The organism is Streptomyces sp. NPDC088762 (genome assembly GCF_044750905.1).
In the GTDB taxonomy this organism is placed as follows: domain Bacteria; phylum Actinomycetota; class Actinomycetes; order Streptomycetales; family Streptomycetaceae; genus Streptomyces.
Map to the genome: position 1 here is coordinate 40,087 of NZ_JBIVKT010000008.1, position 22,453 is coordinate 62,539.

Genomic DNA, 22,453 nt, shown 5'->3' on the forward strand with positions numbered 1-22,453 from the left:
CCCGGATTAGCACCTTCGAGTGAACGAAGTACCCGTCCGGGGGCGAGGGTTCAAAGAACCGCCGGCCTTGTCAGCCGGCGGCGGTTTCCTCCGCTGTGATGTCGTGATCGGGCACGGCCTGCCCCGACCGGATCAGCTCGATCCGGCCCATCACCTTCGAGCGCAGATCGGTCGGCACGTCGTCCGAACCGCAGCAGCGCTTCACGAGCTTCTTCACGGCCTTCTCCAGGCCGTACTTCTCCAGACAGGGGCTGCACTCGCCGAAGTGTGTCTCGAACTTGGTGCAGTCGCTGTCGGGCATCTCATGGTCGAGGAACTCATAAAGGTGGTCCAGGACCTCAGAGCACTCCGTCTCGTGCGGCTCTCCGCAACTCATGAGCCCGAGCCTTTCCGGTCGTTCGACTCTCCCGCGCCGGCGGGCACCAGCCCGCGCTCACGGGCATAGTCCTCCAGCATTCCGCGGAGTTGACGGCGGCCACGGTGCAGTCGCGACATGACCGTACCGATGGGTGTACCCATGATGTCCGCGATCTCCTTGTACGCAAACCCCTCTACGTCGGCAAGGTAGACCGCGATGCGGAACTCCTCCGGAATGGCCTGGAGAGCTTCCTTCACGTCGGAATCGGGCAGGTGGTCGAGCGCCTGCGACTCGGCGGAGCGCAGTCCGGTCGACATGTGCGACTCGGCGCGCGCCAGCTGCCAGTCCTCGATCTCCTCCGCCGCGCTGCGCTGGGGCTCGCGCTGCTTCTTGCGGTAGGAGTTGATGAAGGTGTTGGTCAGGATGCGGTACAGCCACGCCTTGAGGTTGGTGCCCTCGCGGAACTGGTGGAAGGACGCGTACGCCTTCGCATACGTCTCCTGGACCAGGTCCTCGGCGTCGGCCGGATTGCGCGTCATGCGCAGCGCGGCCGAGTACATCTGGTCGAGGTAGCCGAGGGCGTCCCGCTCGAAGCGCGCATTGCGCTCGGGGGTCGTCTCCTCCGCGTGGCCTTCGTCGGTCCCAGCGACAGGACCCACCTCCTCCGACTGCGTGGCGGCTCCGAAAGCGGATCCGCTCGAATCGGAGAATAGTCGACCATCCCGGCCCTCCGCCGCCCGAAGCGAGCCGCGCCTGGGTGCGGGCAGCACCGTCCAGTCCAGGTCAGCGGCCTGCGGACGGTTGTGGCTGATGACCTGGGTCATGCGCTCCCTCTCCTCCGACGTTCACCGTGCGTACCGACATCCGGGACAACAGAAGGGCCGAGCGGCGCATTCCCCCGGGAGCGGTGGGTTTTCGGCCCTTCACCCGGCCGCGGCGGCAGCAGTGGCCACCGTCACGCGCCGGAGCCGCCGGAATCCGTCAGGTCCGGGCCCGCGGGGGCCGTGTCGCGGTTCGCCGCGGTCAGACGGAGAGCCCCTCGAGCCACTCCCCCACCGCCCCGGTGATCACCGCGAGGGCCTCCTCCTGGGTGAGCTCCGCCTTCTTCGGCACCGCGAAGCCGTGGTCCCCGTACGGGACCTCCACCAGTGTGTGCGGGCCCCGCGGGAACTCCTCGGGGCGCCCGAAGGGATCGCGGCCGCCCTGCACCACCAGGGTGGGCCGCCCGGCGCCGAGCAGCTCCTGCGCGCGGGACTTCTCCGGCTTGCCCGGCGGGTGCAGTGGGAAGGCCAGCGCCAGCACCCCGGCGGCGCCCAGCTCGGCGGCGGTCCGGCAGGCCACCCGGGCCCCGGCGCTCCGCCCTCCGGCGACCACCGGCGGCCCGGCCTTCGCGAGCGCGGGCCACAGCCCGCGCCAGCCCTCGTCCAGTACCCGGGGGGCTGCGGCGACCTTCTTGCCCGCGACCCGCCAGGGCTGTTCGACCAGGGCCACGGTGATCCCCCGCGCGGGCAGCGCGGCGGCCAGCGCCCGGAGGTCCCGGGCCTCGATGCCGCCGCCCGCGCCGTGGCTCACGGCCAGCACGAGATCGGCCTTGGGGGCGGTGTGCCAGGTGATGCGGGCCTCGCCCGCCGGGGTGTCGACGCTCTCGGTACGCGTGGTCATGCCCCCATGGTGCCCGGGCCGGCGCCGCGCCCCGGTGAACCGTTCCGGTCACCGCACTAGAAGAGCGTGCCCTCTTCCGGCGCGGCCAGTTCCTCCAGCAGCTCCGGCCCGTTGTTCCGTACGTTGCTCGCGGCGGTCGACACCGGGTAGGCCCGCATCAGTCCGCCCGGCGGCGGCGCCAGCAGGTCCCGCAGCGAGCCCTCGGTGTCGGTGTTCGCGGGGTCCAGCCAGGCGTCCCAGCGGTCCGGGGTCAGCATGAGCGGCATCCGCGGGTGGATCTCGGACAGCGAGCGCGGGCCCTCGGCCGGAGCCACGCCCAGCGGCCCGGTCTCGGCCTCGGTGGTGATCACCGAGCAGGTCACCCACCAGGCGCGGGGGTCCGCGTCGGGCACGGTCCGGTCGCGCCAGAACTCGTATATCCCGGCCATGGCGAAGACCGAGCCGTCGGAGGGGAGCACGAAGTAGGGCTGCTTGCGGGCCCGCTTCTTCTTCCCCTCCACCTCCAGCTGCCGCTCGTCGTGGGCGGTGACCCACTCGTAGTAGCCGTCGGCGGGGATGATGCAGCGGCGCTGAGCGAAGGGGCGGCGGAAGGAGGGCTTCTCGGCCACGGTCTCGGCCCGCGCGTTGATCATCCGGGCGGCGCCGTCGGGGTTCTGGGCCCAGGAGGGCACGAGCCCCCACTTCAGGACGCGCAGCTGGCGAACCGGACGGCGGTCCGGAGCGTCCTTGAGGGGACGGTCGAGGACGACGTGGACCTCCTTCGTCGGCGCCACGTTCCAGTCCGGGGCCAGCGTCTCCTCCGGCTCCCACTTCTCGATGCCGAAGGCCTCCACCAGGTCCTCGGGCTTGCGACTCGCCGCATACCTTCCGCACATGCGTGCCACACTGCCACGTCACCCGCCCACCACCGCAAGGAGTCCGCCACCTCATGGACAGCAGCACCGCGTCCGGTCTCTGGGACCGGCTGACGGGTATACAGGCAGCGCCCGACCGGTGGCTGGTGATCGCGACGGGGCTGGCCGCGCTCGCCGCCGTCGGCCCCCGCCCGCTGTGGCGGCTGTCGCGCAACGCCATCACCATCGCGCACGAGGGCGGGCACGGCCTGCTCGCACTGGTGACGGGGCGGCGGCTCGACGGGATACGGCTGCACTCCGACACCAGCGGCGTCACCGTCAGCCGGGGCAAGCCGACCGGGCTCGGGATGATCCTCACCGCCGCCGCCGGGTACACGGCCCCGTCGCTGCTCGGGCTGGGCGGCGCGGTGCTGCTGTCGGCGCACCGGATCACCCTGCTCCTGTGGGCGGCGACCGCCCTGCTGGCGGCGATGCTGGTGATGATCCGCAACGCGTACGGTGCCCTGACGGTGGTGCTGACGGGCGCGCTGTTCGTCCTGGTCTCCTGGCTGACCCCGGCCGACGTACAGGCCGTCTTCGCGTACGGGGTGGTCTGGTTCCTGCTCCTGGGCGGGGTCCGGCCGGTCTTCGAGCTCGGCGCCAAGCGCCGGCACGGCGGGGCGCCCGATTCCGACGCCGACCAGCTGGGCCGGCTCACCCACGTGCACCCGGTGGTGTGGCTGCTCTTGTTCCACGTCGTCGCGCTGTGCTCGCTGGTGGGCGGCGGGCGTTGGCTTCTCGACCTCTGAGACGGCGCAGCGATCAAGATCCGGGGTTCGGGGAAGCCACTAAAGTGGGGGCCATGACCGAGACCCCCGCGCTCCACGCCCTCTGGCCCGCTCCGCTCGCGGACGGGCCCGTCCACGCCACCGTCACCGTGCCGGGGTCCAAATCGGTCACCAACCGGGCCCTCGTGCTCGCCGCGATCGCCGCCGAGCCGGGCTGGGTCCGCCGCCCGCTGCGCTCGCGCGACTCGCAGCTGATGGCGGACGCCCTGCGCGCGATGGGCGTCGGCATCGAGGAGACCGTCTCCTCCAGCTCCGCCGGTGACGGCGCGGGCGGCGAGGCCTGGCGGGTCATCCCGGCGGCCCTGCACGGCCCGACCACCGTGGACGTCGGCAACGCGGGCACGGTCATGCGCTTCCTGCCGCCGGTCGCGACCCTCGCGGACGGCGACATCCGCTTCGACGGCGACCCTCGTTCCTACGAGCGCCCGCTCGGCCAGGTCATCAGCGCCCTGCGGACGCTGGGCGCGCGCATCGACGACGACGGCCGGGGCGCGCTGCCCATGACCGTCCAGGGCGGCGGGGCCCTGGAGGGCGGCACGGTCGAGATCGACGCAAGCAACTCCTCGCAGTTCGTCTCCGCGCTGCTGCTCTCCGCCCCGCGCTTCAACCAGGGCATCGAGGTCCGGCACGTGGGCGCCACCCTTCCGTCGATGCCGCACATCCGGATGACGGTGGACATGCTGCGCATGGCGGGTGCCCAGGTGGACACCCCGGAGGCGGGCGGCGAGAAGAACGTCTGGCGGGTCTCCCCCGGCGCGCTGCTCGGCCGCGATCTGGTCGTGGAGCCTGACCTCTCGAACGCCCAGCCCTTCCTGGCCGCCGCCATGATCACCGGCGGCACGGTCACCATCCCCGACTGGCCCGAGCACACCACCCAGCCCGGTGACGCGCTGCGGGACCTCTTCACCGCGATGGGCGGCTCGTGCGAGCTGACCGACGCGGGCCTGGTCTTCACCGGCACCGGCCGGATCACCGGCATCGACGCCGACCTGAGCGAGGTCGGCGAGCTCACTCCGGGCATCGCGGCGGTCGCGGCGCTGGCGGACTCCCCGTCCACCCTGCGCGGGGTCGCGCACCTGCGGCTGCACGAGACGGACCGGCTGGCGGCGCTGACCGCCGAGATCAACGGCCTCGGCGGCGATGTCACCGAGACCGCCGACGGGCTGCACATCCGGCCGCGCCCGCTGCACGGCGGCACCTTCCACACGTACGACGACCACCGGATGGCCACCGCGGGCGCGGTGATCGGCCTGGCCGTCAAGGGCGTGGAGATCGAGAACGTGGCGACGACCGCGAAGACCCTGCCGGACTTCCCGAAGATGTGGACAGACATGCTCGCGGGAACGGGAGCGGGAGCGTAGGGCCCGTCATGCGCAGGTACGGCAAGCACACCGACGAGGACGACATCCGGCAGCGCCCCAACCCCAAGGGCAACCGGCCCCGGACCAGCATCCGGCCCAAGCACGAGGACGCCTCCGAGGGTTTCGTCCTGACCGTCGACCGCGGGCGGCTGACCTGCCTGGTCGAGGACCGCACGGTCACCGCCATGAAGTCCAGGGAGCTGGGCCGCAAGGCGGCGGTGGTCGGGGACCGGGTCTGGATCGTCGGTGACCTGTCCGGCAAGAAGGACACCCTCGCCCGCATCGTGCGGATCGAGGAGCGCAAGTCCGTCCTGCGGCGCACGGCCGACGACGACGACCCGTACGAGCGGGTGGTCGTGGCCAACGCGGACCAGCTGGCCATCGTCACGGCCCTGGCCGACCCCGAGCCGCGGCCGCGGATGATCGACCGCTGCCTGGTCGCGGCGTACGACGCCGGGCTGGAGCCGCTGCTGGTGCTCACCAAGTCCGACCTGACCTCCGCCGACAAGATCCTGGAGATCTATTCGACGCTCGGCGTGAACTACGTGGTGACCAACCGCGAGGAGCTCGCGGCGGGCGACGCGGCCGACCGGGTGCGCGAGCGGCTGACCGGCCGGATCACCGCCTTCGTCGGCCACTCCGGCGTCGGCAAGACCACCCTGGTGAACTCGCTGGTCGCCGAGGGCCGCCAGCGCGCCACGGGCCATGTCAACGCGGTGACCGGCCGCGGCCGGCACACCACGACCTCGGCGCTCGCGCTGCCGCTGCCGGACGGCGACGGCTGGGTCATCGACACCCCGGGCGTGCGCTCCTTCGGCCTGCACCACGTGGACCCGTCCCGGGTGATCCTGGCCTTCCCGGACCTGGTGCCGGGGACGGAGGGGTGCCCGCGGGCGTGCAGCCACGACGAGCCGGACTGCGCGCTCGACACGTGGGTGGAGGACGGCCACGCGGATCCGGCACGGCTGTATTCGCTGCGGCGGCTGCTGGAGACCCGCGAGCGCCGCGAAGGCGACTGATCAGCGCGGTGTTTCCTCGCGCGGTGTTCTGACCCGGTGTTCCTCGCGCGGGGCGGGTTCACTCGTGTTTGTCGGGGATCATGCCGGGATAAATGCATAATCGCACCAAGTGACGTGCCGTCACGTGACGCGGGGAGGCATTCGACATGGCGTGGCTGCTCGTCGTGGTCGCGGGAATCCTGGAGACCGGTTTCGCGGTCTGCCTGAAGCTGTCCCACGGTTTCACCCGGCTGTGGCCCACCATCGCCTTCGCCTGCTTCGCGCTCGGCAGCTTCGGGCTGCTGACGCTGGCCCTCAAGAAGCTGGACGTGGGTCCGGCCTACGCGGTGTGGACCGGCATCGGGGCGGCGGGGACGGCGATCTACGGCATGGTCTTCCTTGGGGACCTGGTCTCCACCCTCAAGCTCGTCTCGATCTCCCTGGTGATCCTCGGGGTCATCGGGCTCCAGCTGTCCGGATCTGCCCATTGAGCAGCCGCAGCAGCTCCCCCGCCCCCGGCTCCTCGCCCGGGGCGACCACGTAGGACAGGGCGAGCCGTACGGCGAGCTCGCAGCGCTGTACGCCCTCCCCGGGCGGCAGCGCGGCGGCCGCCCGGTCGCGGACGGCGCGGGCCAGCTCGCCCGGCCCGGGCGCCCGGACACCGCCGGCGGGCAGGGCGGCGTCCCAGAACCCGGTGAGCAGGGCCCGTACGAGGGGCTGGGCGCGGGCGGCCCGTACGGTCCACTCGGCTACGGCGGCGAGGCGCTCGGTGGCCTGTGCCGGGACGGACAGGGCCCGGTCCACGCCCTGCAGGTAGCGCTCGGCCTCGCGCAGGACCAGGGCGCGGCCCAGGCCCGCCTTGCCGCCGAACTCGTTGTAGAGGGTCTGCCGGGACACCCCGGCGGCAGCCGCCACGTCCACCATCCGCACGGCCGGCCAGGGGCGCGCCGAGAGCGCCGCTCCCGCCGCCTCCAGCAAGGACTCCCGGGCTGCCGGCATGGTCACGCCTCCCCGATTGGCTCCCTGGCCAGGGTTGACGGGGCGACAGGTCCTGTCAAGGGCGCCTCCCGGCCGCAGTGTGGACGCCGTTGGTCGGGGTCCGGGAGTCTCGATACTGTTCGGGCATGCCCGAGTATGACGATGACCTGCGCCTCGCCCTCGAACTCGCCGACGCGGCGGACGCCGCCACGATGGAGCGGTTCCGCGCCCTCGACCTGAAGGTCGAGACGAAGCCGGACATGACCCCGGTGAGCGAGGCCGACAAGGCCGCCGAGGAGGTCATCCGGGCGGGCATCGCGGCCGCGCGCCCCGACGACGCCATCCTCGGCGAGGAGTACGGCCTGAAGGGCAGCGGCCCGCGCCGCTGGGTCGTCGACCCGATCGACGGTACGAAGAACTACGTGCGCGGGGTCCCCGTCTGGGCGACCCTGATCTCCCTGATGGCCGAGGGCGCCGACGGGGTCTTCCGCCCGGTGGTCGGCGTGGTGTCCGCGCCGGCGCTCGGCCGGCGCTGGTGGGCGGCGCAGGGAGCGGGCGCGTACGCGGGCGGCGCGCTCGGCGAGACCACGGCGATCGGCGTGTCAAAGGTGAGCACGCTGGGCGACGCCTCGTTCGCGTACTCCTCGCTGAGCGGCTGGGAGGAGCAGGGCCGGCTCGCCGGCTTCCTGGACCTGACCCGGGCGTGCTGGCGTACGCGCGGCTACGGCGACTTCTGGCCGTACATGATGGTCGCGGAGGGCTCGCTGGACCTGTGCGCCGAGCCGGAGCTGAACCTCTGGGACATGGCGGCCATCGCGGTCGTGGTCCAGGAGGCGGGCGGCCGGTTCACCGGCCTGGACGGGGTGGACGGGGTCCACGGCGGGAACGCGGCGGCGTCGAACGGGCTGCTCCACGAGGAGATGCTGGAGCTGCTGCGCCCGCGCGCCTGACGGACCGTACGAACCGAGCGCGCCCTCTTGATGACCCTTCGTGTCCATGGGAATCTGAGAATCCACCCGCTTGTGCGCTTGTGAAGGCCTTCTCAAGGAGGCGTCCACGGGTTCACCCACCCAAGCGGGGGGCTCACCCCAGGAGGTGGCTCTCTTCATGCTCGTCCGTGACGCAATGAGCACCGTGATCCTCACCCTCGGACCCGCTCACACCCTCCGGCAGGCGGCCTGCCTGATGTCCGGCCGGCGCGTCGGCGCAGCCGTCGTACTCGATCCCGACCACAGCGGCATCGGCATCCTGACCGAGCGCGACATCCTCAACTCCCTCGGCGCGGGACACGATCCCGACCGGGAGTCCGTGGGCGCGCACACCACCAACAACGTGGTGTTCTGCACCCCCGACGCCACCGTGCAGGAAGCCGCCGAGGCGATGGCGCACGGCGGCTTCCGGCACCTGATCGTGCTGGAGCACGGCGGCCCCGTGGGCATCGTCTCCGTACGCGACGTCATCCGCTGCTGGGCGCCGGCGCGGCGCGCGGTGTCCGCGTAGCAACTGCGCACCCGCTGCCCCCGCTCCGGGAACGACGGCGGGCCGGAACCCTCCGAGGAGGATTCCGGCCCGCCGTCCTGCTACGGCAAGCGATCCCTGTCAGCCGCGAAGGGCCTGGACCGCGGCTTCGAGCCGCTTGCCGAAGTCGCCGTCCGCCTGGCGGAAGTTGTTGATCGCCCGCTCGACGATGTCGTCACGGGAGACCTTGGCGATGAAGCCGGACAGGTTCTCGATCAGACGGGACTTCTCGTCCTCGGAGTACAGGCGGTAGAGGTTGCCCGCCTGGACGAAGTCGTTGTCCTCGCGGTGCACGGGGGCGGCGTGGTTGCCGGTGCCGCCGGTCAGCGCGATGGGCTGCCACAGCGGGCGGTCCGTCTGGTGCGGGCCGCCGAAGCTGTTCGGCTCGTAGTTCTTCGCACCCTTGTGGCGGCCGTCGTACAGGTAGCCGTCACGGGAGTTGGTGCGCGCCTCGGTGGCGCGCGGGCGGTTCACCGGCAGGTGGTCGGCGTTGATGCCGACGCGGTAGCGGTGGGCGTCGCCGTAGCCGAAGAGACGGCCCTGGAGCATCTTGTCCGGGGAGGGACCGATGCCGGGGACGAAGTGGGCCGGGCTGAAGATGCTCTGCTCGACCTCGGCGAAGACGTTCTCCGGGTTGCGGTTGAGCTCGAGCTTGCCGATCTCGATCGGCGGGTAGTCCTCGTGCGGCCACACCTTGGTGAGGTCGAACGGGTTGAAGCGGTACTCGGCCGCCTCGGCCGCCGGCATGATCTGGACCTGCACGGTCCAGGACGGGAAGTCGCCGCGCTCGATGGCCTCGCGCAGGTCGCGCTGGTGGCTGTCCGGGTCCTCACCGGCGAGCTTGTTGGCCTCGGCCTGGGTGAGGTTCTTGATGCCCTGGTCGGTCTTGAAGTGGTACTTGACCCAGAAGACCTCGCCGGCCTCGTTGTTCCACTGGAACGTGTGGGAGCCGTAGCCGTTCATGTGGCGGTAGGAGGCCGGGATGCCGCGGTCACCGAACAGCCAGGTCACCTGGTGGGTGGACTCGGGCGACAGACCCCAGAAGTCCCAGACGTTGTCCGCCTCCTGCGAGCCGGTGTACGGGTCGCGCTTCTGGGTGTGGATGAAGTCCGGGAACTTGATGGCGTCCTTGATGAAGAACACCGGGGTGTTGTTGCCGACGAGGTCGTAGTTGCCCTCTTCGGTGTAGAACTTCAGCGCCCAGCCACGGGGGTCACGGACGGCGTCGGCCGAGCCGAGGCTGCCCGCGACGGTCGAGAAGCGCAGGAAGGTCTCGGTCTGCTTGCCGACCTCGGAGAGGAACTTGGCGCGGGTCCACTGCGAGACGTCGCGGGTCAGCGTGAAGGTGCCGTAGGCGCCGGCGCCGCGGGCGTGCACCACGCGCTCCGGGATGCGCTCGCGGTTGAAGTGGGCGAGCTTCTCGAGCAGGAGCTGGTCCTGGACCAGAACGGGGCCGCCGACGCCCGCGGTCTCACTGTTCTGGTTGTCGGCGACCGGAGCCCCGGCCTCCGTGGTGAGCGGTCCCTGCGTCACGTGCGCCTCCTGCGTCATACCTGCATGTCCTGTCCCTGGCGTTTGCCGTACCCGATCCTACGATGGACTTTGTCTAAGTCAAGTAAGCATCCAAATCCGCACGGGTTCGGGAGTTACACCTGATCCCCTCGCTGTTAGGCTGGTGTCCATGAGTGACCTGCTGGAACGACTTCGCGGACGCGGCTGGCGCATGACGGCACAGCGGCGCGTCGTGGCCGAGGTGCTCGACGGTGACCACGTTCACCTGACGGCCGACGAGGTGCACGCGCGCGCCGTGGCGAAGCTGCCGGAGATCTCGCGCGCGACCGTCTACAACACGCTGGGCGAGCTCGTCACCCTGGGCGAGGTCCTGGAGGTGTCCACGGACCGCCGCGCCAAGCGGTACGACCCCAACGCCCACCGGCCCCACCAACACCTGGTCTGCGCCCAGTGCGGCGCGATCCGCGACGTCCACCCGGCCGGCAATCCCCTCTCCGACCTGCCGGACACGGAGCGCTTCGGTTTCGTGGTGTCGGCGGTCGAGGTGACGTACCGCGGGATCTGCCCGAACTGCGCCGCCGCGTAGCAGAACATGAAGAAGGGCCCGGGAGCGGCTGCTCCCGGGCCCTTCTTGCATGCCTTGCACGCCTTTGCCCGCGCCTTCCGGCGCCGGGAACGCCGGGAACGGCTGAAGGCCCGGATCCAGAGGATCCGGGCCTTCAGTCTTCAGTAGCGGGGACAGGATTTGAACCTGCGACCTCTGGGTTATGAGCCCAGCGAGCTACCGAGCTGCTCCACCCCGCGTCGGTAAACACGACTCTACGTGAGGCCCCTCGCCAGATGCAAATCGCTTAACTTTCCGCCTCGCCCCACCGCGTCCGGCCCCCGGCCGGGGTCACGCCGAGAGCTCCTCCGCGAGGGCCTCCCGGAGCCGGGCCGCCCGCTCCGAGACTTCCTCCGGGCCCAGCTCCATGGCCCGGACGCACCACTTCTGCCCCTCCGCCAAGTCACCGTGACGAGCGGCCAGCAGCCCCAGCCGCAGCGCCGCACGGCCGTGGCCCGCCACCGCGGCCCGCGTCCACCACAGCGCGGCCTCCGGCTCGCTCCCCTCGCGGGCCAGCAGCAGCCCCAGGTTGAACGCGCCGTTCCGGGAGCCGGCCTCGGCCGCCTCCCGGTACCACCGCGCGGCGGCCTCCAGGTCGCCCCGGGCGGCGGCCAGCATGCCGACCCGCACCTGGGCGCGCCGGTGCCCCAGCTCGGCGGCCCGCTCGTACCACTCCTCGCTCTCGGTCCGCGGGGCGCCGCCCACCGGCTCGCCCAGCGCCACCGGCTCCGGCGGCGGGGCCAGCGACTCCAGCAGCGCGGCCAGCCGGAAGGCCGCCTCCGCGCTGCCGCCGCCCGCCGCGCACCGCAGGTGCCGTTCGGCCGCCCGCTCCTCGCCGTCCCGGACGAGCGCGATGCCGACCTGGAGGGCCGCGTCGGTGTGTCCCGCCGAGGCGGCGCGCTCGTACCACTTCAGTGCCGTGCGGTCCTCGTCCCGGCTGGCGAAGAGGATCCCGAGGTTGAAGGCGGCGTCCACGCTGCCCGCCTCCGCGGCCTTCGAGAACCACGGCTCCGCGCCCGCCGCGTCCCCGCCCTGCAGGAGCAGGATGGCCAGCGCGTTGGCCGCCTCGCGGTGACCCGCGTAGGCGGCGCGCCGGTACCACTGCTCGGCCTGTGCGGTGCGGTCCTGTGCGACGCACAGCAAAGCAAGGTTGTACGCCCCGTTCTGGTCGCCCGCGTCCATGGCGGCGCGATACCACTTCTCCGCGGTCTGGGTCTCCCCCCGGGCGGCGTGCAGCGCGCCCAGCGCGTTCGCGGCGTTGCCGTCCCCGTCCTGGGCGGCCCGGTGCCACCACGCGGCCGCACTGTCCTCGTCACCGGCGTCGCGCAGCAGGAAGCCGAGGGCGCAGGCCGCCCGGGCCTCGCCCTGCTTGGCGGAGGTCAGGTACCAGCGCCCGGCCTCCTTGAGCTCCCCGCGGGCCTCCAGCAGGGCGCCCAGGTGCAGCGCCGCACGCCGGTGGCCGCGCGCGGCGGCCTGCCGGTACCACTGCTCGGCCTCCGCCGGGTCGCCCTTCCTCAGGTGCCTGGCCAGCCGGTACGCCGCCTCGCGGTGCCCCTGCTCGGCCGCGGCGCGGAACCACCGCTCGACACCGTTGTCCCCCCGGTGCTCCAGCAGGTCGGCCAGCCCGTACGCGCCCAGGGCGTGGCCGGATTCCGCCGCCTGGCGCAGCCAGTACTCGGCGGCCGGCTCGTCCCCGCGCTCGCGGAAGTGACGACCCAGGGCGTGCGCGGCGGGCGCGGACCCCGCGACGGCGGCGACCCTCCACCAGCTGGCGGCCTCCTCGGGGTAACCCCGCTGGTGCAGCAGTACGCCCAGGTTGTTGGCGGCGGCCCGGTCCCCTTCCGCGGTGGCGGCGCGGAGGTACGGCTCGGCCCCGGCCAGGTCGCCGCGGCGCAGCAGCAGCGCCCCGAGCACGCTCATGGCGCCGGGGTCGCCCTTGTCGGCCGCCACCCGGTGGCGTGCCTCGAGCTCGGCGTCGCTCGCCGCGTCGGTCTCGGCGAACACGTCTTCCGCGCCGTGCTTGTCCAAGAAACCCGCATCGGTCAGTGGGGTCTGCGCGTTGTCAGCATGAGCCGTGCCACCGGCTCCGGTACCCGGTTCGGCTACTGCCCTCGCAAACCGCCCTGTCTCCAGCAGAGTTGACCTGTCCCCCATAAATCCCATCGTCGCATCACCTGCTACCCGCGTACACCTGGTATGTCGCAGCCAGTGAGGTCACTACAGCGTTTTGTCGACATGCCCATAGAGAGTCAAGTCAAACACGCTCCCGCTCCAACTCACCCGTCTCAGCTACCGCGTGTCCCCCCACCGGACATGACGAAGGCCCGGATCCCATTGGATCCGGGCCTTCGTCTTCAGTAGCGGGGACAGGATTTGAACCTGCGACCTCTGGGTTATGAGCCCAGCGAGCTACCGAGCTGCTCCACCCCGCGTCGGTGAAACCACAGTATCACGACGCGGGACGGAACCATTACCGCGTGGTCACTGGCCGCCGCCAGGGGTGGGCGCCGTCAGCTTCGCCTCCGCGTCGATCGCCCGCTTCAGCGCCGCCTGGAGGTCGCTCTGCGCCTTGCCGTACGCCGTCCAGTCGCCGGCCTTCATGGCCTTGTCGGCCTCCTCGATGGCCTTCTGCGCGTCGGCGAGGGCCGCCTTGACCGTCGGGTCCTGCGCGGTCGGCGGGGTGGTCGGGTTCGTCGGCGAGGTGGGAGACGTCGGCGGCACGGGCGTGGTCGGAGCCTCGGCCCCGAAGACCACGTTCAGCGCCTTCTCCAGCGAGTCCTCGAAGGCCGTCTGGCCGCCGTAGGTCACGAGCACCTTGCGCAGCAGCGGGTACTTGAGTCCCGAACTGCGCACGTACACGGGCTCCACGTAGAGCATTCCGCCGTCGAGCGGGACCGTGAGCAGGTTTCCGTACTCGACCTCCGAGTCGCCACCGCGCAGCAGGCGGATGGATTCGGCGATCTTCGGTTCGGACTGGAACTTGCTCTGGACCTGCTTGGGGCCGTCGACCGGCTTGCTGGTCGGCAGCTTCAGGACGCTGATCTTGCCGTAGTCCGGGGTGCCCGGATCGGCGTTGACCGCCATGAAGGCGCTCAGGTTGTCCCGCTCGTTCGGCGTGAAGGTCGTCGTGAGCGAGAAGACCTGGTCCTTCTCCGTCTGGTGCGGCAGCTTCATCGACAGGTAGTACGGCGGAACCGCCGTACCGGCCTTGGTGGTCGGGTCGTCGGGGACGGCCCAGGCCTCGCTGCCGCTGAGGAAGGTCTGCGGGTCGGTGACGTGGTAGCGGGTCAGCAGCTCGCGCTGGACCTTGAAGAGGTCCTGCGGGTAACGCAGGTGGTCCATGAGCGCCTTGGAGATCTCGCCCTTGGGCTTCACCGTGCCCGGGAACGCCTTCATCCAGGTCTTCAGGACCGGGTCCTGCGTGTCCCACTGGTAGAGGCTGACCGTGCCGTCGTACGCGTCGACCGTGGCCTTCACCGAGTTGCGGATGTAGTTGACCTGGTTCTCCTGGGCCACGACCGCGCGCTGGCTGTTGGTCAGTGAGTCCGCGGTGCTCTGGCCCAGCGTGGTGCGCGAGGCGTACGGGTAGCCGTTGGTCGTCGTGTACGCGTCGACGATCCACTTGATCCGGCCGTCCACGACCGCCGGGTACGGCGCCCCGTCGATGGTCAGCCACGGCGCGACGGCCTCGACGCGGTCCTTGGGCGTGCGGTTGTAGAGGATCCGCGACCCGTCGCCGATGGCTCCGGAGTAGAGGATCTGCGGCTCGGAGAAGGTGAGCGCGTACGCGGCCCGGTTGAACGGGTTGTCGAGGTTGACGCCGGAGTCGCCCTTGTAGCTGGTCTCCTTCTCGCCCTTGTCGTCGGAGTAGTCGAGCTCCTTCTGCGGTCCGCCGACGATCGAGTACTGCTTCGTCTGCTCGCCGTAGTAGATGCGCTGCTCGAAGTCCGTGCCGAACATGCCCTTGGACGGGAGGTCGGACTGGGTGAAGTCCGGAGCGCCCTGGTCACCTACCGTGGTGCCCTTGGCGGCGACCACGCCGTAGCCGTGCGTGTACTTGAAGTGGTCGTTGATCCAGTTGTTCTTCGGGATGCCGCCGATGTTCAGCTCGCGCAGCCCGATGACCGTGTCCTGCCCGCTGTACCGGTCCACGGCGAGCGTGGACGGGAAGGCGTAGTAGCCCTTGACCTGCTGGAGCTGCTGGAAGGCCGGCGAGACGATGTTCGGGTCGAGCAGGCGGACGCTGGCGGTCGTGTCGGCCGCCTTGCGCAGCTGGTTCTTGTCCGTGCCCGCGGCCGGTACGCCCGGGTAGTCCTTCACCTCGGAGGCGGCGATGCCGTAGGCGTCGCGCGTCGCCTTGATGTTCTTCTCGACGTACGGCGATTCCTTGGCCTGCTCGTTCGGCTGGACCTGGAACTTCTGCACGATCGCCGGGTAGAGCCCGCCGATCAGGATCGCCGAGAGCACCATCAGGCCGAACCCGATGACGGGCAGCTGCCAGGTCCGGCGCCACAGCGTCGCGAAGAACAGCAGGGCGCAGATCGCGGCGATGGCGACGAGGATCGTCTTCGCCGGGAGGTAGGCGTTCGCGTCGACGTAGCGCAGGCCGGTCCAGTTGTCCGCCGCCTTGAAGTCGCTGGACTTCACGGCGAGCCCGTACCGGTCGAGCCAGTAGGCGACGGCCTTGAGGGAGACGAACAGGCCGAGCAGGACCGACAGGTGCCCGGTCGCCGCGGCGGTGGCCCGGGCGCCCGGGCTCGTCACGCGCAGTCCGCCGTACAGGTAGTGCACGACGGCCGCGGCGATCACCGACAGCACGACCGCGGCGAAGCCGAAGCCGAGCAGGAAGCGGTACCAGGGCAGGTCGAAGGTGTAGAAGGACACGTCCATGTGGAACTCGGGGTCCTTCTGCCCGAAGGGCACCCCGTTCACATACATCAGCCAGGTCTTCCACTGGCCGGCCGCCGACGCGCCCGCGATCAGGCCCACAAGCACGGAAATGCCCAGGAGCAGCCACTTCTTGTACGGGGCGACACTCATCCGGTAGCGGTCGAGGCTCTGCTGTTCCATCGACATCGCGCTCAGCGGCGGCCGCAGCCGGTGCGCCAGCCAGATGTTGAGGCCCACGGCACCGGCCATCAGCAGGCCGAAGACGGCGAAGAGGCCGATCTTGGTCCACAGGGTGGTGGTGAAGACGCTGGAGTACTTCACGGAGCGGAACCAGAGCCAGTCGGTCCAGAAGCCCGCGAACATGATGAAGAGCATGGCCAGGACGGCCAGCACGCCCAGGGTCATGAGGAGAGTGCGGGCTCGCCGGGACGGGCGGCCGACTCTCATCCGTGGCCCGGAAGGGCCTCCGCCGCGGTCCGGCATCTGGAAAGCCAAGGTGCGCACCTCGAAAGTCGCTGTCTGGTAATGAACGGGCCCCCGATCGTAGGGCCCACTCATGCAACTTACTGAGGCTTTAGTCAGTTCCCGGTATCGGGTGGAAAGGAGGCAGGATGTTGTCCATGTCCAACCTTCCCCCTCCCCCCGGCACGCCGATGGCGGCCAGCCCGCTGACCCGTGCCTGCCTCGAGATCGACGAGTACGCGGCCGGACTCGGCTGGGACAAGCCCGCACGGCTGTTCGCGCTCGTCGACACCGCCCGGCTCAAGAAGCAGGAGCCGCGCCTGGCGAGCCAGCTCGGCCTCGACCAGGACGACGCCGGCAAGTCCTCCCTCACCCCGATCGAGCAGGACGAGGTCCCGTCGGGGACCCCGCTCGACAAGTTCCTGGGCACCATCGCCTGGCCCGACGCCGTCGTCGGCTGCGCGCTGACGGTCGAGCGGCTGATGCTGCCGCCGTCCGCGGAGGCCTCCGTACCGGAGGGGCTGAGCGACAAGCAGCTGGCGAAGTGGGTGGCCGGACACCCGGAGCGGCAGGAGGTCCGGCTGACGGTGGCCGTACTGCGCGACGGCTCGCGCGAGTCGGCCGTACGGCTGCGCGAGAAGGACTCCTCCACGGAGGTCCTCACCGGCGGGAACCTGGTGCCCGGACTGGCGGAGGCGCTGGCGGCGACCTTCTCGTAGCGGCCTTCTCGCAGCCGCGTGCGGGCGGGGGCGGACCGGTCAGGGCGTGGCGCTGCAGTGCGGCAGCCCGGCCCGGTCCCCCTTGCTGATCTTCTCCAGTGCCTTCGTGGCGTCGTCGATGGTGGAGACCTTCACCAGCGTCAGGCCGTCGGGCACGTTCCTGGCCGCCGAGGCGCAGTTCTCGGCGGGCGTCAGGAAGTACTCGGCGCCGGCCTTGCGGGCGCCGATGGTCTTCATCTGGATGCCGCCGATCGGGCCGACCTTGCCCGCGTCGTCGATGGTGCCGGTGCCCGCGACGAACCTGCCGCCCGTCAGGTCCTCCGGGGTGAGCTTGTCGACGATGCCGAGGGCGAACATCAGGCCGGCGCTGGGGCCGCCCACGTCGGCGAGCTTGATGTCGATCGTGAACGGGAACGTGTGGTCGGTACCGGCCCGGATGCCGACGATGGCGTGGCCGTCGCCCTCCGCCTTGGCGGCGGTGATCGTGACCTTGGTGGATCCGGTGGGCTCGCGGTTCGCCTTCGCCGCCTCGGCCGCCTCCGCGGCGGGCACGATGGTGAACTCGACCGGCTCGCCGGGCTTGTGCTTGGTGACGAGTTTGGCCACGTCCTCGGGAGCGGTGACGGGCGCGCCGTCCACGGCCTTGATCACGTCGCCCGCGTGCAGCTTCCCGTCGGAGGGGCTGTCCTTGACCACGGAGGCGACGATGACGCGTGCGGTGACCGGGATGCCGAGCTGCTTCAGCGCCGCCACTTTGGCGCTCTGCTGCGACTGGCTGAACTCCTCGGCGTTCTCCTGGGTGGACTGCTCGTCCGTCTTGCCGTCGGGATAGAGGTTCTCGTGCGGCACGACGATGTTGTCGTCGGCCAGCCACCCGTACACCGCTTCCAGCAGGTTCATGTCGTAGTCCGCGCCGGTGACGCGGACGGTCGTCATGTTGAGGTGACCGCTGGTCGGGTACGTCTTGCGCCCCGAGATGTTGAGGACGGGCTCGCCGTGCGAGTCGCCGAGGGTGTTCACGGTCGGGCCCGGGCTCATCTCCGAGTACGGGACCTTGATGAAGAAGCCTGCGCAGAGCAGCGCGAACAGCACGAGGGTGGAGGCGAGCATCGTCGCGGTGCGGCGTGGCATGGATCCGACAGTACGGGACGGCCCTGGCGGGCGGCCCCCGGGGCCGGTCCGTACGGGGCCCGCGGGCGAAAGTCTCAGACGGGTTTCAGGTGGGCCGCAGGATTCTCACGGGACGCTCAGACGGCGTCGGAACCGGAGTGGGCCTCTGCCTTCGCTCTGGTCTGGTCTGCTGTGTCGGCCTTGTCCATGGCTTCACGGAAGCGGGCGTATCCGGCGAGCTCGGATATGTCGCCTTGCGTGCGGTCGCGAGCCGCCCAGCTGCCCCATATCCCCGCGCCGATCGCGGCGAACAGCGGAATCAGCAACCACGCCAGAGACGCCATGGGCCTGCCTCCCTACCCCGAAGTGCGTACGTTTCGTTGTGGCTTCAACGCTGGTGCCCGGGAAGGGGTTACGCAAATCGAGGGCGTGTTGCGCGGCCGAACGGGTGGAGGCTACCCCCTGCCGGGGGCGCCTCCGCGGGCGGGGTCCGGGTTGGCGCCAGGGCGTGTCTTACGGAGCCTGGTCGAAGTCCCTAGCAGGCGCCGACCCACTCCTCGGTGCCGTCGGCGAAGGTCTGGTGCTTCCAGATCGGAACCTCGTGCTTGAGGTCGTCGATCAGCATCCGGCAGGCCTCGAAGGCCTCGCCGCGGTGGGGGCAGGACACGGCGACGACGACCGCCAGGTCGCCGACGGCCAGGTCGCCCACGCGGTGCACGGCGGCCAGGGCGCGGACCGGGTACTTGGCCACGACGCGCTCGGCGATCCGGCGCATCTCGGCCTCGGCCGTCGGGTGGCAGGAGTAGCCGAGCGAATCGACGTCCGCCCCGCTGTCGTGGTTGCGCACCGTGCCGACGAAGAGCGTCGTACCGCCCGTCGCATCGTCGCCGACGGCCTGGAAGACCTCGTCGATCGAAAGCGGGGTCTCACGGATCGCGAGCAGCCGGATCGGGTCCTGAGCGGCCTGCTCGCCGGGGTGATCGAAGTGCGGTGCCATACGGTCCATCGTGCCCTAGCCGCTGACGCGGCGAAATAGCTCTTTCACCCGTGCCGCGCCGCTCCGCTTGGGAGCCTCCTACAGAGAAGCCCTGGTGGCGCGGCCCCTGCTGCTCCTCGTCTCTGCGCATCCGACGGGCCGAATCAGCCTCGCCCGGGCGGGCCGAATCCGGCCCCGCCGGCGTGTGAGGCGCGGGTCCTGGGGCGGAGCCCCGAAAGCCCCGCCGGAGCCTAGAGGCCGCGCCGCCGCCGGGCCCGGCGGACCGCCGCGGCGGCGCCCAGCAGGGCCACGGTCGCACCGGCGGCGCCCGCGGCGGTCGCGGCGTCCTTGCGGCCCAGCCTGCGGCCGGCCACCGTGTGCCGCCCCGCCACCTCCTGGAGCAGCTCGGCCAGGACCTCCTCGTTGGTCCAGCGCGGCCGCCACCCCGCCGCGTGCAGCCCGCTGACGCTGACCACCCAGGGATGCATCGTGTACGCGAGGTCCCCGGCGGGAGACGGCGTCAGGCCGATCCGGTGCAGGCGGGCCGCCGCGCCCAGGGCGACCGCCGAGGGGAGTTCCATGCGGCGGATACCGCTCAGCTCCTCCACCTCCTCCTGTTCCAGCCAGCCCTCGCAGCCCACCGCGAGCTCGCCCTCGACCTTCTCCAGGGCCCCGTACTCCAGCGCGCTGACCAGGTCCTCCACGTGGCAGAACTGCCACGTCGGCCGGGATCCGGCGACCACGAGCAGCCGCGGGGACTCGAAGTACCGGGTCAGGGCGGTGTCGGTGCCGCCGACCAGGACCGCCGGGCGGATCACCGTGACGTTGAGGCCGGGGTGCGCCCGCGGGGCACGCCGGCCCAGCCGTTCGATCTCCAGCAGGTCCCCGACGCCCGTCGCCTCGGCCGTGGCCCGCAGCTCGGAGTCCTCCGAGAGCGGGATGTCGTTGTCCGGCAGGGCCCCGTAGACCATCGCGGAGGTGCACAGCACGACCCGGTGCACCCCGGCGGCCGCGGCGGCGGTGAGCACGGTCTGGGTGCCGCGCACGTTGTACGCGGTACGGGCCGCCGGGTCGGTCTCCAGGTCCAGGTCGAGGGCGAGGTGGACGACCACGTCCGCGCCCCGCAGCTTCTCGGCGATCGCCGGGTCCCGTACGTCCAGGACGTGCCACTGCGCTTCCGCGCAGTCCCCGCGCCGCTCGTCGATCGCCACGACCTGCTTGACCTCGTCGGAGGAGGCCAGGCGGCTCACCAGGGCCGCGCCCACTCCCGTCGCGGCGCCGGTCACGGCGATCACGGGGCTGTTCCTGCGGGGCGCCGCCGGGTTTCGCGGCTGGCGAACGCCGTGGGCGCCGTCGCCGTGGTCGGGGCGGGTATCGGGGTCGAGCGGCGCGCTGCGCTCATCCGAAAGGTGCGGATCTGGGGAACTCACCGGGCGTCTCCAGCGGTTGTCTTCAGTAGGGACGCGCCGTGACGCGGACCCACCAGGTGATGTCCATCCTGCCGCAGCCCAGGAGTCGGCGGAGCACCGAGCCCGCAAGCGGGGTCAGGTGTCTACGCTTGGTGTGTTGTCGGACCATCGCCCGTCGGCTCCCGCCGGCGGCCCTACGAGCCGAGGAAACCCGTGAGCGACACCCCATTCGGATTCGGCCTTCCGCCGGAGGAGCCGGACAACGGCGACGAGGGCAAGAAGAAGGGCAATCAGGGCGGCCAGGGCGGCCCGGCGAATCCGTTCGGGTTCCCCGGCATGGGCCTGCCGGGCGGCGCGGGCGGTCCCGGCGGCGCGGAGAATCCGTTCGCCGCGATGTTCGGTGCGATGAACCCGAACGACCTCGGTGCGGCCTTCCAGCAGCTCGGCCAGATGCTCAGCTACGAGGGCGGTCCCGTGAACTGGGACATGGCCAAGGACATCGCCCGCCAGACCGTCGCGCAGGGCACGGCGGACGGCGTGAAGGACATGAGCGTCGGCATCGCCGAGAAGTCCGCCGTGGAGGAGGCCGTGCGCCTCGCCGACCACTGGCTGGACGGCGTGACCTCGCTGCCCTCGGGGGCCAACACCGCCGTGGCGTGGAGCCGCGCCGAGTGGGTCGAGGCGACCCTGCCGGTGTGGAAGGAGCTCGTGGACCCGGTCGCCGAGCGGGTCGGCGCGGCCATGGGCGGCGTGCTGCCCGAGGAGATGCAGGCCATGGCGGGCCCGCTGCTCGGGATGATGCGCTCCATGGGCGGGGCCATGTTCGGGCAGCAGATCGGCCAGGCCGTCGGCACCCTCGCGGGCGAGGTCGTCGGCTCCACCGACATCGGGCTGCCGCTGGGCCCGGCCGGAAAGGCCGCGCTGCTGCCGCTGAACATCGAGGCCTTCGGCAAGGACCTGGGCGTGCCGCCGGAGGAGGTGCGGCTGTACCTGGCCCTGCGCGAGGCGGCGCACGCCCGGCTCTTCGCGCACGTGCCGTGGCTGCGCTCGCACTTGTTCGGCACGGTCGAGGGTTACGCCCGCGGCATCAAGGTCGACACCTCGAAGCTGGAGGACGTGGTCGGCCAGATCGACCCGTCGAATCCGGAGCAGCTCCAGGAGGCGCTGCAGGGCGGCATGTTCCAGCCGCAGGACACCCCCGAGCAGAAGGCCGCGCTGGCCCGCCTGGAGACGGCGCTCGCGCTGGTCGAGGGCTGGGTGGACGCGGTCGTGCACGAGGCGGCCAAGCCCCGGCTGACCTCGGCCGACGCCATGCGCGAGACCATGCGCCGGCGGCGCGCCTCGGGTGGCCCGGCGGAGCAGACCTTCGCGACGCTGATCGGCCTGGAGCTGCGGCCGCGCCGGCTGCGCGACGCCTCGCGGTTGTGGGCCTCGCTGACCGACGCGCGCGGTGTCGACGGGCGCGACGGGCTGTGGGAGCACCCGGACATGCTGCCGACCGCCTCCGACCTGGACGACCCGGACGGCTTCGTGCACCGCGAGCACCTGGACTTCTCGGAGCTGGACAAGATGCTCGGCGAGGCCGCCGAGAAGCGCGAAGAGGACGGCGACGAGAACAAGTGAGCCTGCACGACGACGCGGTCCTCGTACTGAAGGCCTACGAGGACCAGCCGGAGCTGCGCGACCTCTACCTGGAGCACCTGGCGGCCCATCCCGACGGGGTCTACAAGCCCTGCGGGGCGGGACACGTGACGGGCAGCGCCCTGGTGATCGACCCCGAGCGGGGGCGCGTCCTGCTGACCCTGCACAAGAAGCTCGGCATGTGGCTGCAGATGGGCGGCCACTGCGAGTCCGGCGACGCGACCCTGGCGGAGGTGGCGCTGCGCGAGGCCCGCGAGGAGTCGGGCATCGCCTCCGGGCTGACGCTGCTCGGGGGCGGCCCGGTGCGCCTGGACCGGCATCCGATCCCGGCGCCCTGCAACTGGCACCTGGACGTGCAGTACGCGGCGCTGGCCCCGGCCGGTGCCGAGGCGGAGATCAGCGAGGAGTCCCTGGACCTGCGCTGGTTCCCGTACGAGGAGGTGGCGGCGGTGGCCGACACCTCCGTGGTGCGGCTGATGGAGGCGACCCTGGCGCGGCTGGGGGCGTAGGCGCGGGCGGCCGTGACGGCGTGACGTGGCGAAGGGGCGACCCCTCCTCGGGACCGCCCCTTCGC

General features: G+C 71.4%; 22 protein-coding genes and 2 tRNA genes. 10 read left to right on the forward strand and 14 right to left on the reverse strand.

What is annotated here, in order from left to right; translation table 11 throughout:
- Positions 1 to 70: 70 nt before the first annotated feature.
- From rsrA to ACIP5M_RS19590, 4 genes are all read right to left on the reverse strand, one after another.
- The gene (rsrA, locus tag ACIP5M_RS19575; RefSeq protein WP_401198633.1) at positions 71 to 376 is read right to left on the reverse strand and encodes a mycothiol system anti-sigma-R factor; all 306 of its coding nucleotides are present in this window, start codon (positions 374 to 376) and stop codon (positions 71 to 73) included.
- Complete coding sequence (locus ACIP5M_RS19580) at positions 373 to 1,017, reverse strand: sigma-70 family RNA polymerase sigma factor (RefSeq protein ID WP_030709911.1); 645 nt, start codon at positions 1,015 to 1,017, stop codon at positions 373 to 375. Before ACIP5M_RS19580 ends, rsrA begins: the two co-directional genes overlap by 4 nt.
- Positions 1,018 to 1,381: 364 nt before the next feature.
- Complete coding sequence (locus ACIP5M_RS19585; RefSeq protein WP_401198635.1) at positions 1,382 to 2,020, reverse strand: alpha/beta family hydrolase; 639 nt, start codon at positions 2,018 to 2,020, stop codon at positions 1,382 to 1,384.
- A gap of 56 nt (positions 2,021 to 2,076) precedes the next feature.
- Complete coding sequence (locus ACIP5M_RS19590; protein ID WP_401198636.1) at positions 2,077 to 2,895, reverse strand: SOS response-associated peptidase; 819 nt, start codon at positions 2,893 to 2,895, stop codon at positions 2,077 to 2,079.
- 53 nt (positions 2,896 to 2,948) lie between these two features.
- Between ACIP5M_RS19590 and ACIP5M_RS19595 the strand changes: the two genes are divergently transcribed.
- From ACIP5M_RS19595 to ACIP5M_RS19610, 4 genes are all read left to right on the forward strand, one after another.
- Positions 2,949 to 3,662: a M50 family metallopeptidase gene (locus tag ACIP5M_RS19595; protein ID WP_401198637.1), complete on the forward strand. Its 714-nt coding sequence runs from the start codon at positions 2,949 to 2,951 to the stop codon at positions 3,660 to 3,662.
- Between the two features lie 53 nt (positions 3,663 to 3,715).
- Positions 3,716 to 5,062 (forward strand): 3-phosphoshikimate 1-carboxyvinyltransferase, encoded by a 1,347-nt coding sequence (aroA, locus tag ACIP5M_RS19600; RefSeq protein ID WP_401198639.1) that lies wholly within the window; start codon positions 3,716 to 3,718, stop codon positions 5,060 to 5,062.
- Between the two features lie 8 nt (positions 5,063 to 5,070).
- Entirely contained in the window at positions 5,071 to 6,081 is a 1,011-nt protein-coding gene (gene rsgA / locus ACIP5M_RS19605) for a ribosome small subunit-dependent GTPase A (RefSeq protein ID WP_401198641.1), read from the forward strand.
- Between the two features lie 146 nt (positions 6,082 to 6,227).
- Positions 6,228 to 6,551, forward strand: a complete 324-nt coding sequence (locus tag ACIP5M_RS19610) for a multidrug efflux SMR transporter (protein WP_030225858.1) — start codon at positions 6,228 to 6,230, stop codon at positions 6,549 to 6,551.
- Here the strand turns inward: ACIP5M_RS19610 and ACIP5M_RS19615 are convergent.
- A complete protein-coding gene (locus tag ACIP5M_RS19615) occupies positions 6,517 to 7,059 on the reverse strand; it encodes a TetR/AcrR family transcriptional regulator (protein WP_401199067.1) in 543 nt (180 codons plus the stop codon). The genes ACIP5M_RS19610 and ACIP5M_RS19615 overlap by 35 nt on opposite strands.
- 125 nt (positions 7,060 to 7,184) lie before the next feature.
- Between ACIP5M_RS19615 and hisN the strand changes: the two genes are divergently transcribed.
- Together hisN and ACIP5M_RS19625 are read left to right on the forward strand one after the other, a co-directional pair.
- Positions 7,185 to 7,988, forward strand: a complete 804-nt coding sequence (gene hisN, locus ACIP5M_RS19620) for a histidinol-phosphatase (protein ID WP_401198643.1) — start codon at positions 7,185 to 7,187, stop codon at positions 7,986 to 7,988.
- Between the two features lie 157 nt (positions 7,989 to 8,145).
- Positions 8,146 to 8,538, forward strand: coding sequence for a cyclic nucleotide-binding/CBS domain-containing protein (locus ACIP5M_RS19625; RefSeq protein WP_401198645.1), 393 nt, complete (start codon positions 8,146 to 8,148; stop codon positions 8,536 to 8,538).
- A 99-nt stretch (positions 8,539 to 8,637) separates the two neighbouring features.
- On the opposite strand, the gene ACIP5M_RS19630 is transcribed toward ACIP5M_RS19625, so the two are convergent.
- Positions 8,638 to 10,107, reverse strand: a complete 1,470-nt coding sequence (locus ACIP5M_RS19630) for a catalase (RefSeq protein WP_401198647.1) — start codon at positions 10,105 to 10,107, stop codon at positions 8,638 to 8,640.
- Positions 10,108 to 10,237: 130 nt separating this feature from the next.
- Here ACIP5M_RS19630 and ACIP5M_RS19635 point away from each other — a divergent pair, with 130 nt between their 5' ends.
- Positions 10,238 to 10,654, forward strand: a complete 417-nt coding sequence (locus ACIP5M_RS19635) for a Fur family transcriptional regulator (RefSeq protein WP_401198648.1) — start codon at positions 10,238 to 10,240, stop codon at positions 10,652 to 10,654.
- Positions 10,655 to 10,798: 144 nt separating this feature from the next.
- Here ACIP5M_RS19635 and ACIP5M_RS19640 read toward each other — a convergent pair.
- The 4 genes from ACIP5M_RS19640 to ACIP5M_RS19655 all read right to left on the reverse strand — a co-directional run bounded on the left by ACIP5M_RS19640 (position 10,799) and on the right by ACIP5M_RS19655 (position 16,045).
- Positions 10,799 to 10,872, reverse strand: a tRNA-Met gene (locus ACIP5M_RS19640).
- Positions 10,873 to 10,963: 91 nt separating this feature from the next.
- Positions 10,964 to 12,835: a tetratricopeptide repeat protein gene (locus ACIP5M_RS19645; protein WP_401198649.1), complete on the reverse strand. Its 1,872-nt coding sequence runs from the start codon at positions 12,833 to 12,835 to the stop codon at positions 10,964 to 10,966.
- A 195-nt stretch (positions 12,836 to 13,030) separates the two neighbouring features.
- A tRNA-Met gene (locus ACIP5M_RS19650) sits at positions 13,031 to 13,104 on the reverse strand.
- 49 nt (positions 13,105 to 13,153) lie between these two features.
- Positions 13,154 to 16,045 carry a UPF0182 family protein gene (locus ACIP5M_RS19655; protein ID WP_401199069.1) on the reverse strand — a complete coding sequence of 964 codons (2,892 nt, stop codon included), beginning with the start codon at positions 16,043 to 16,045 and terminating at the stop codon, positions 13,154 to 13,156.
- A gap of 137 nt (positions 16,046 to 16,182) precedes the next feature.
- On the opposite strand from ACIP5M_RS19655, the gene ACIP5M_RS19660 reads away from it, so the two are divergent.
- Complete coding sequence (locus tag ACIP5M_RS19660; protein WP_401198650.1) at positions 16,183 to 16,743, forward strand: PPA1309 family protein; 561 nt, start codon at positions 16,183 to 16,185, stop codon at positions 16,741 to 16,743.
- Positions 16,744 to 16,782: 39 nt separating this feature from the next.
- On the opposite strand, the gene ACIP5M_RS19665 is transcribed toward ACIP5M_RS19660, so the two are convergent.
- The 4 genes from ACIP5M_RS19665 to ACIP5M_RS19680 all read right to left on the reverse strand — a co-directional run bounded on the left by ACIP5M_RS19665 (position 16,783) and on the right by ACIP5M_RS19680 (position 20,259).
- Positions 16,783 to 17,874 carry a PDZ domain-containing protein gene (locus ACIP5M_RS19665; RefSeq protein ID WP_401198652.1) on the reverse strand — a complete coding sequence of 364 codons (1,092 nt, stop codon included), beginning with the start codon at positions 17,872 to 17,874 and terminating at the stop codon, positions 16,783 to 16,785.
- Positions 17,875 to 17,990: 116 nt separating this feature from the next.
- Positions 17,991 to 18,197 (reverse strand): hypothetical protein, encoded by a 207-nt coding sequence (locus ACIP5M_RS19670; RefSeq protein WP_401198653.1) that lies wholly within the window; start codon positions 18,195 to 18,197, stop codon positions 17,991 to 17,993.
- Positions 18,198 to 18,388: 191 nt separating this feature from the next.
- Positions 18,389 to 18,850, reverse strand: a complete 462-nt coding sequence (locus ACIP5M_RS19675; RefSeq protein WP_401198655.1) for a molybdenum cofactor biosynthesis protein MoaE — start codon at positions 18,848 to 18,850, stop codon at positions 18,389 to 18,391.
- Positions 18,851 to 19,080: 230 nt separating this feature from the next.
- Positions 19,081 to 20,259, reverse strand: a complete 1,179-nt coding sequence (locus ACIP5M_RS19680; RefSeq protein WP_401198657.1) for an SDR family oxidoreductase — start codon at positions 20,257 to 20,259, stop codon at positions 19,081 to 19,083.
- 192 nt (positions 20,260 to 20,451) lie between these two features.
- Here ACIP5M_RS19680 and ACIP5M_RS19685 point away from each other — a divergent pair, with 192 nt between their 5' ends.
- Together ACIP5M_RS19685 and ACIP5M_RS19690 are read left to right on the forward strand one after the other, a co-directional pair.
- Positions 20,452 to 21,861: a zinc-dependent metalloprotease gene (locus tag ACIP5M_RS19685; RefSeq protein ID WP_401198659.1), complete on the forward strand. Its 1,410-nt coding sequence runs from the start codon at positions 20,452 to 20,454 to the stop codon at positions 21,859 to 21,861.
- A complete protein-coding gene (locus ACIP5M_RS19690; RefSeq protein ID WP_401198661.1) occupies positions 21,858 to 22,388 on the forward strand; it encodes an NUDIX hydrolase in 531 nt (176 codons plus the stop codon). The genes ACIP5M_RS19685 and ACIP5M_RS19690 overlap by 4 nt, the downstream gene beginning before the upstream one ends.
- Positions 22,389 to 22,453 lie beyond the last annotated feature (65 nt).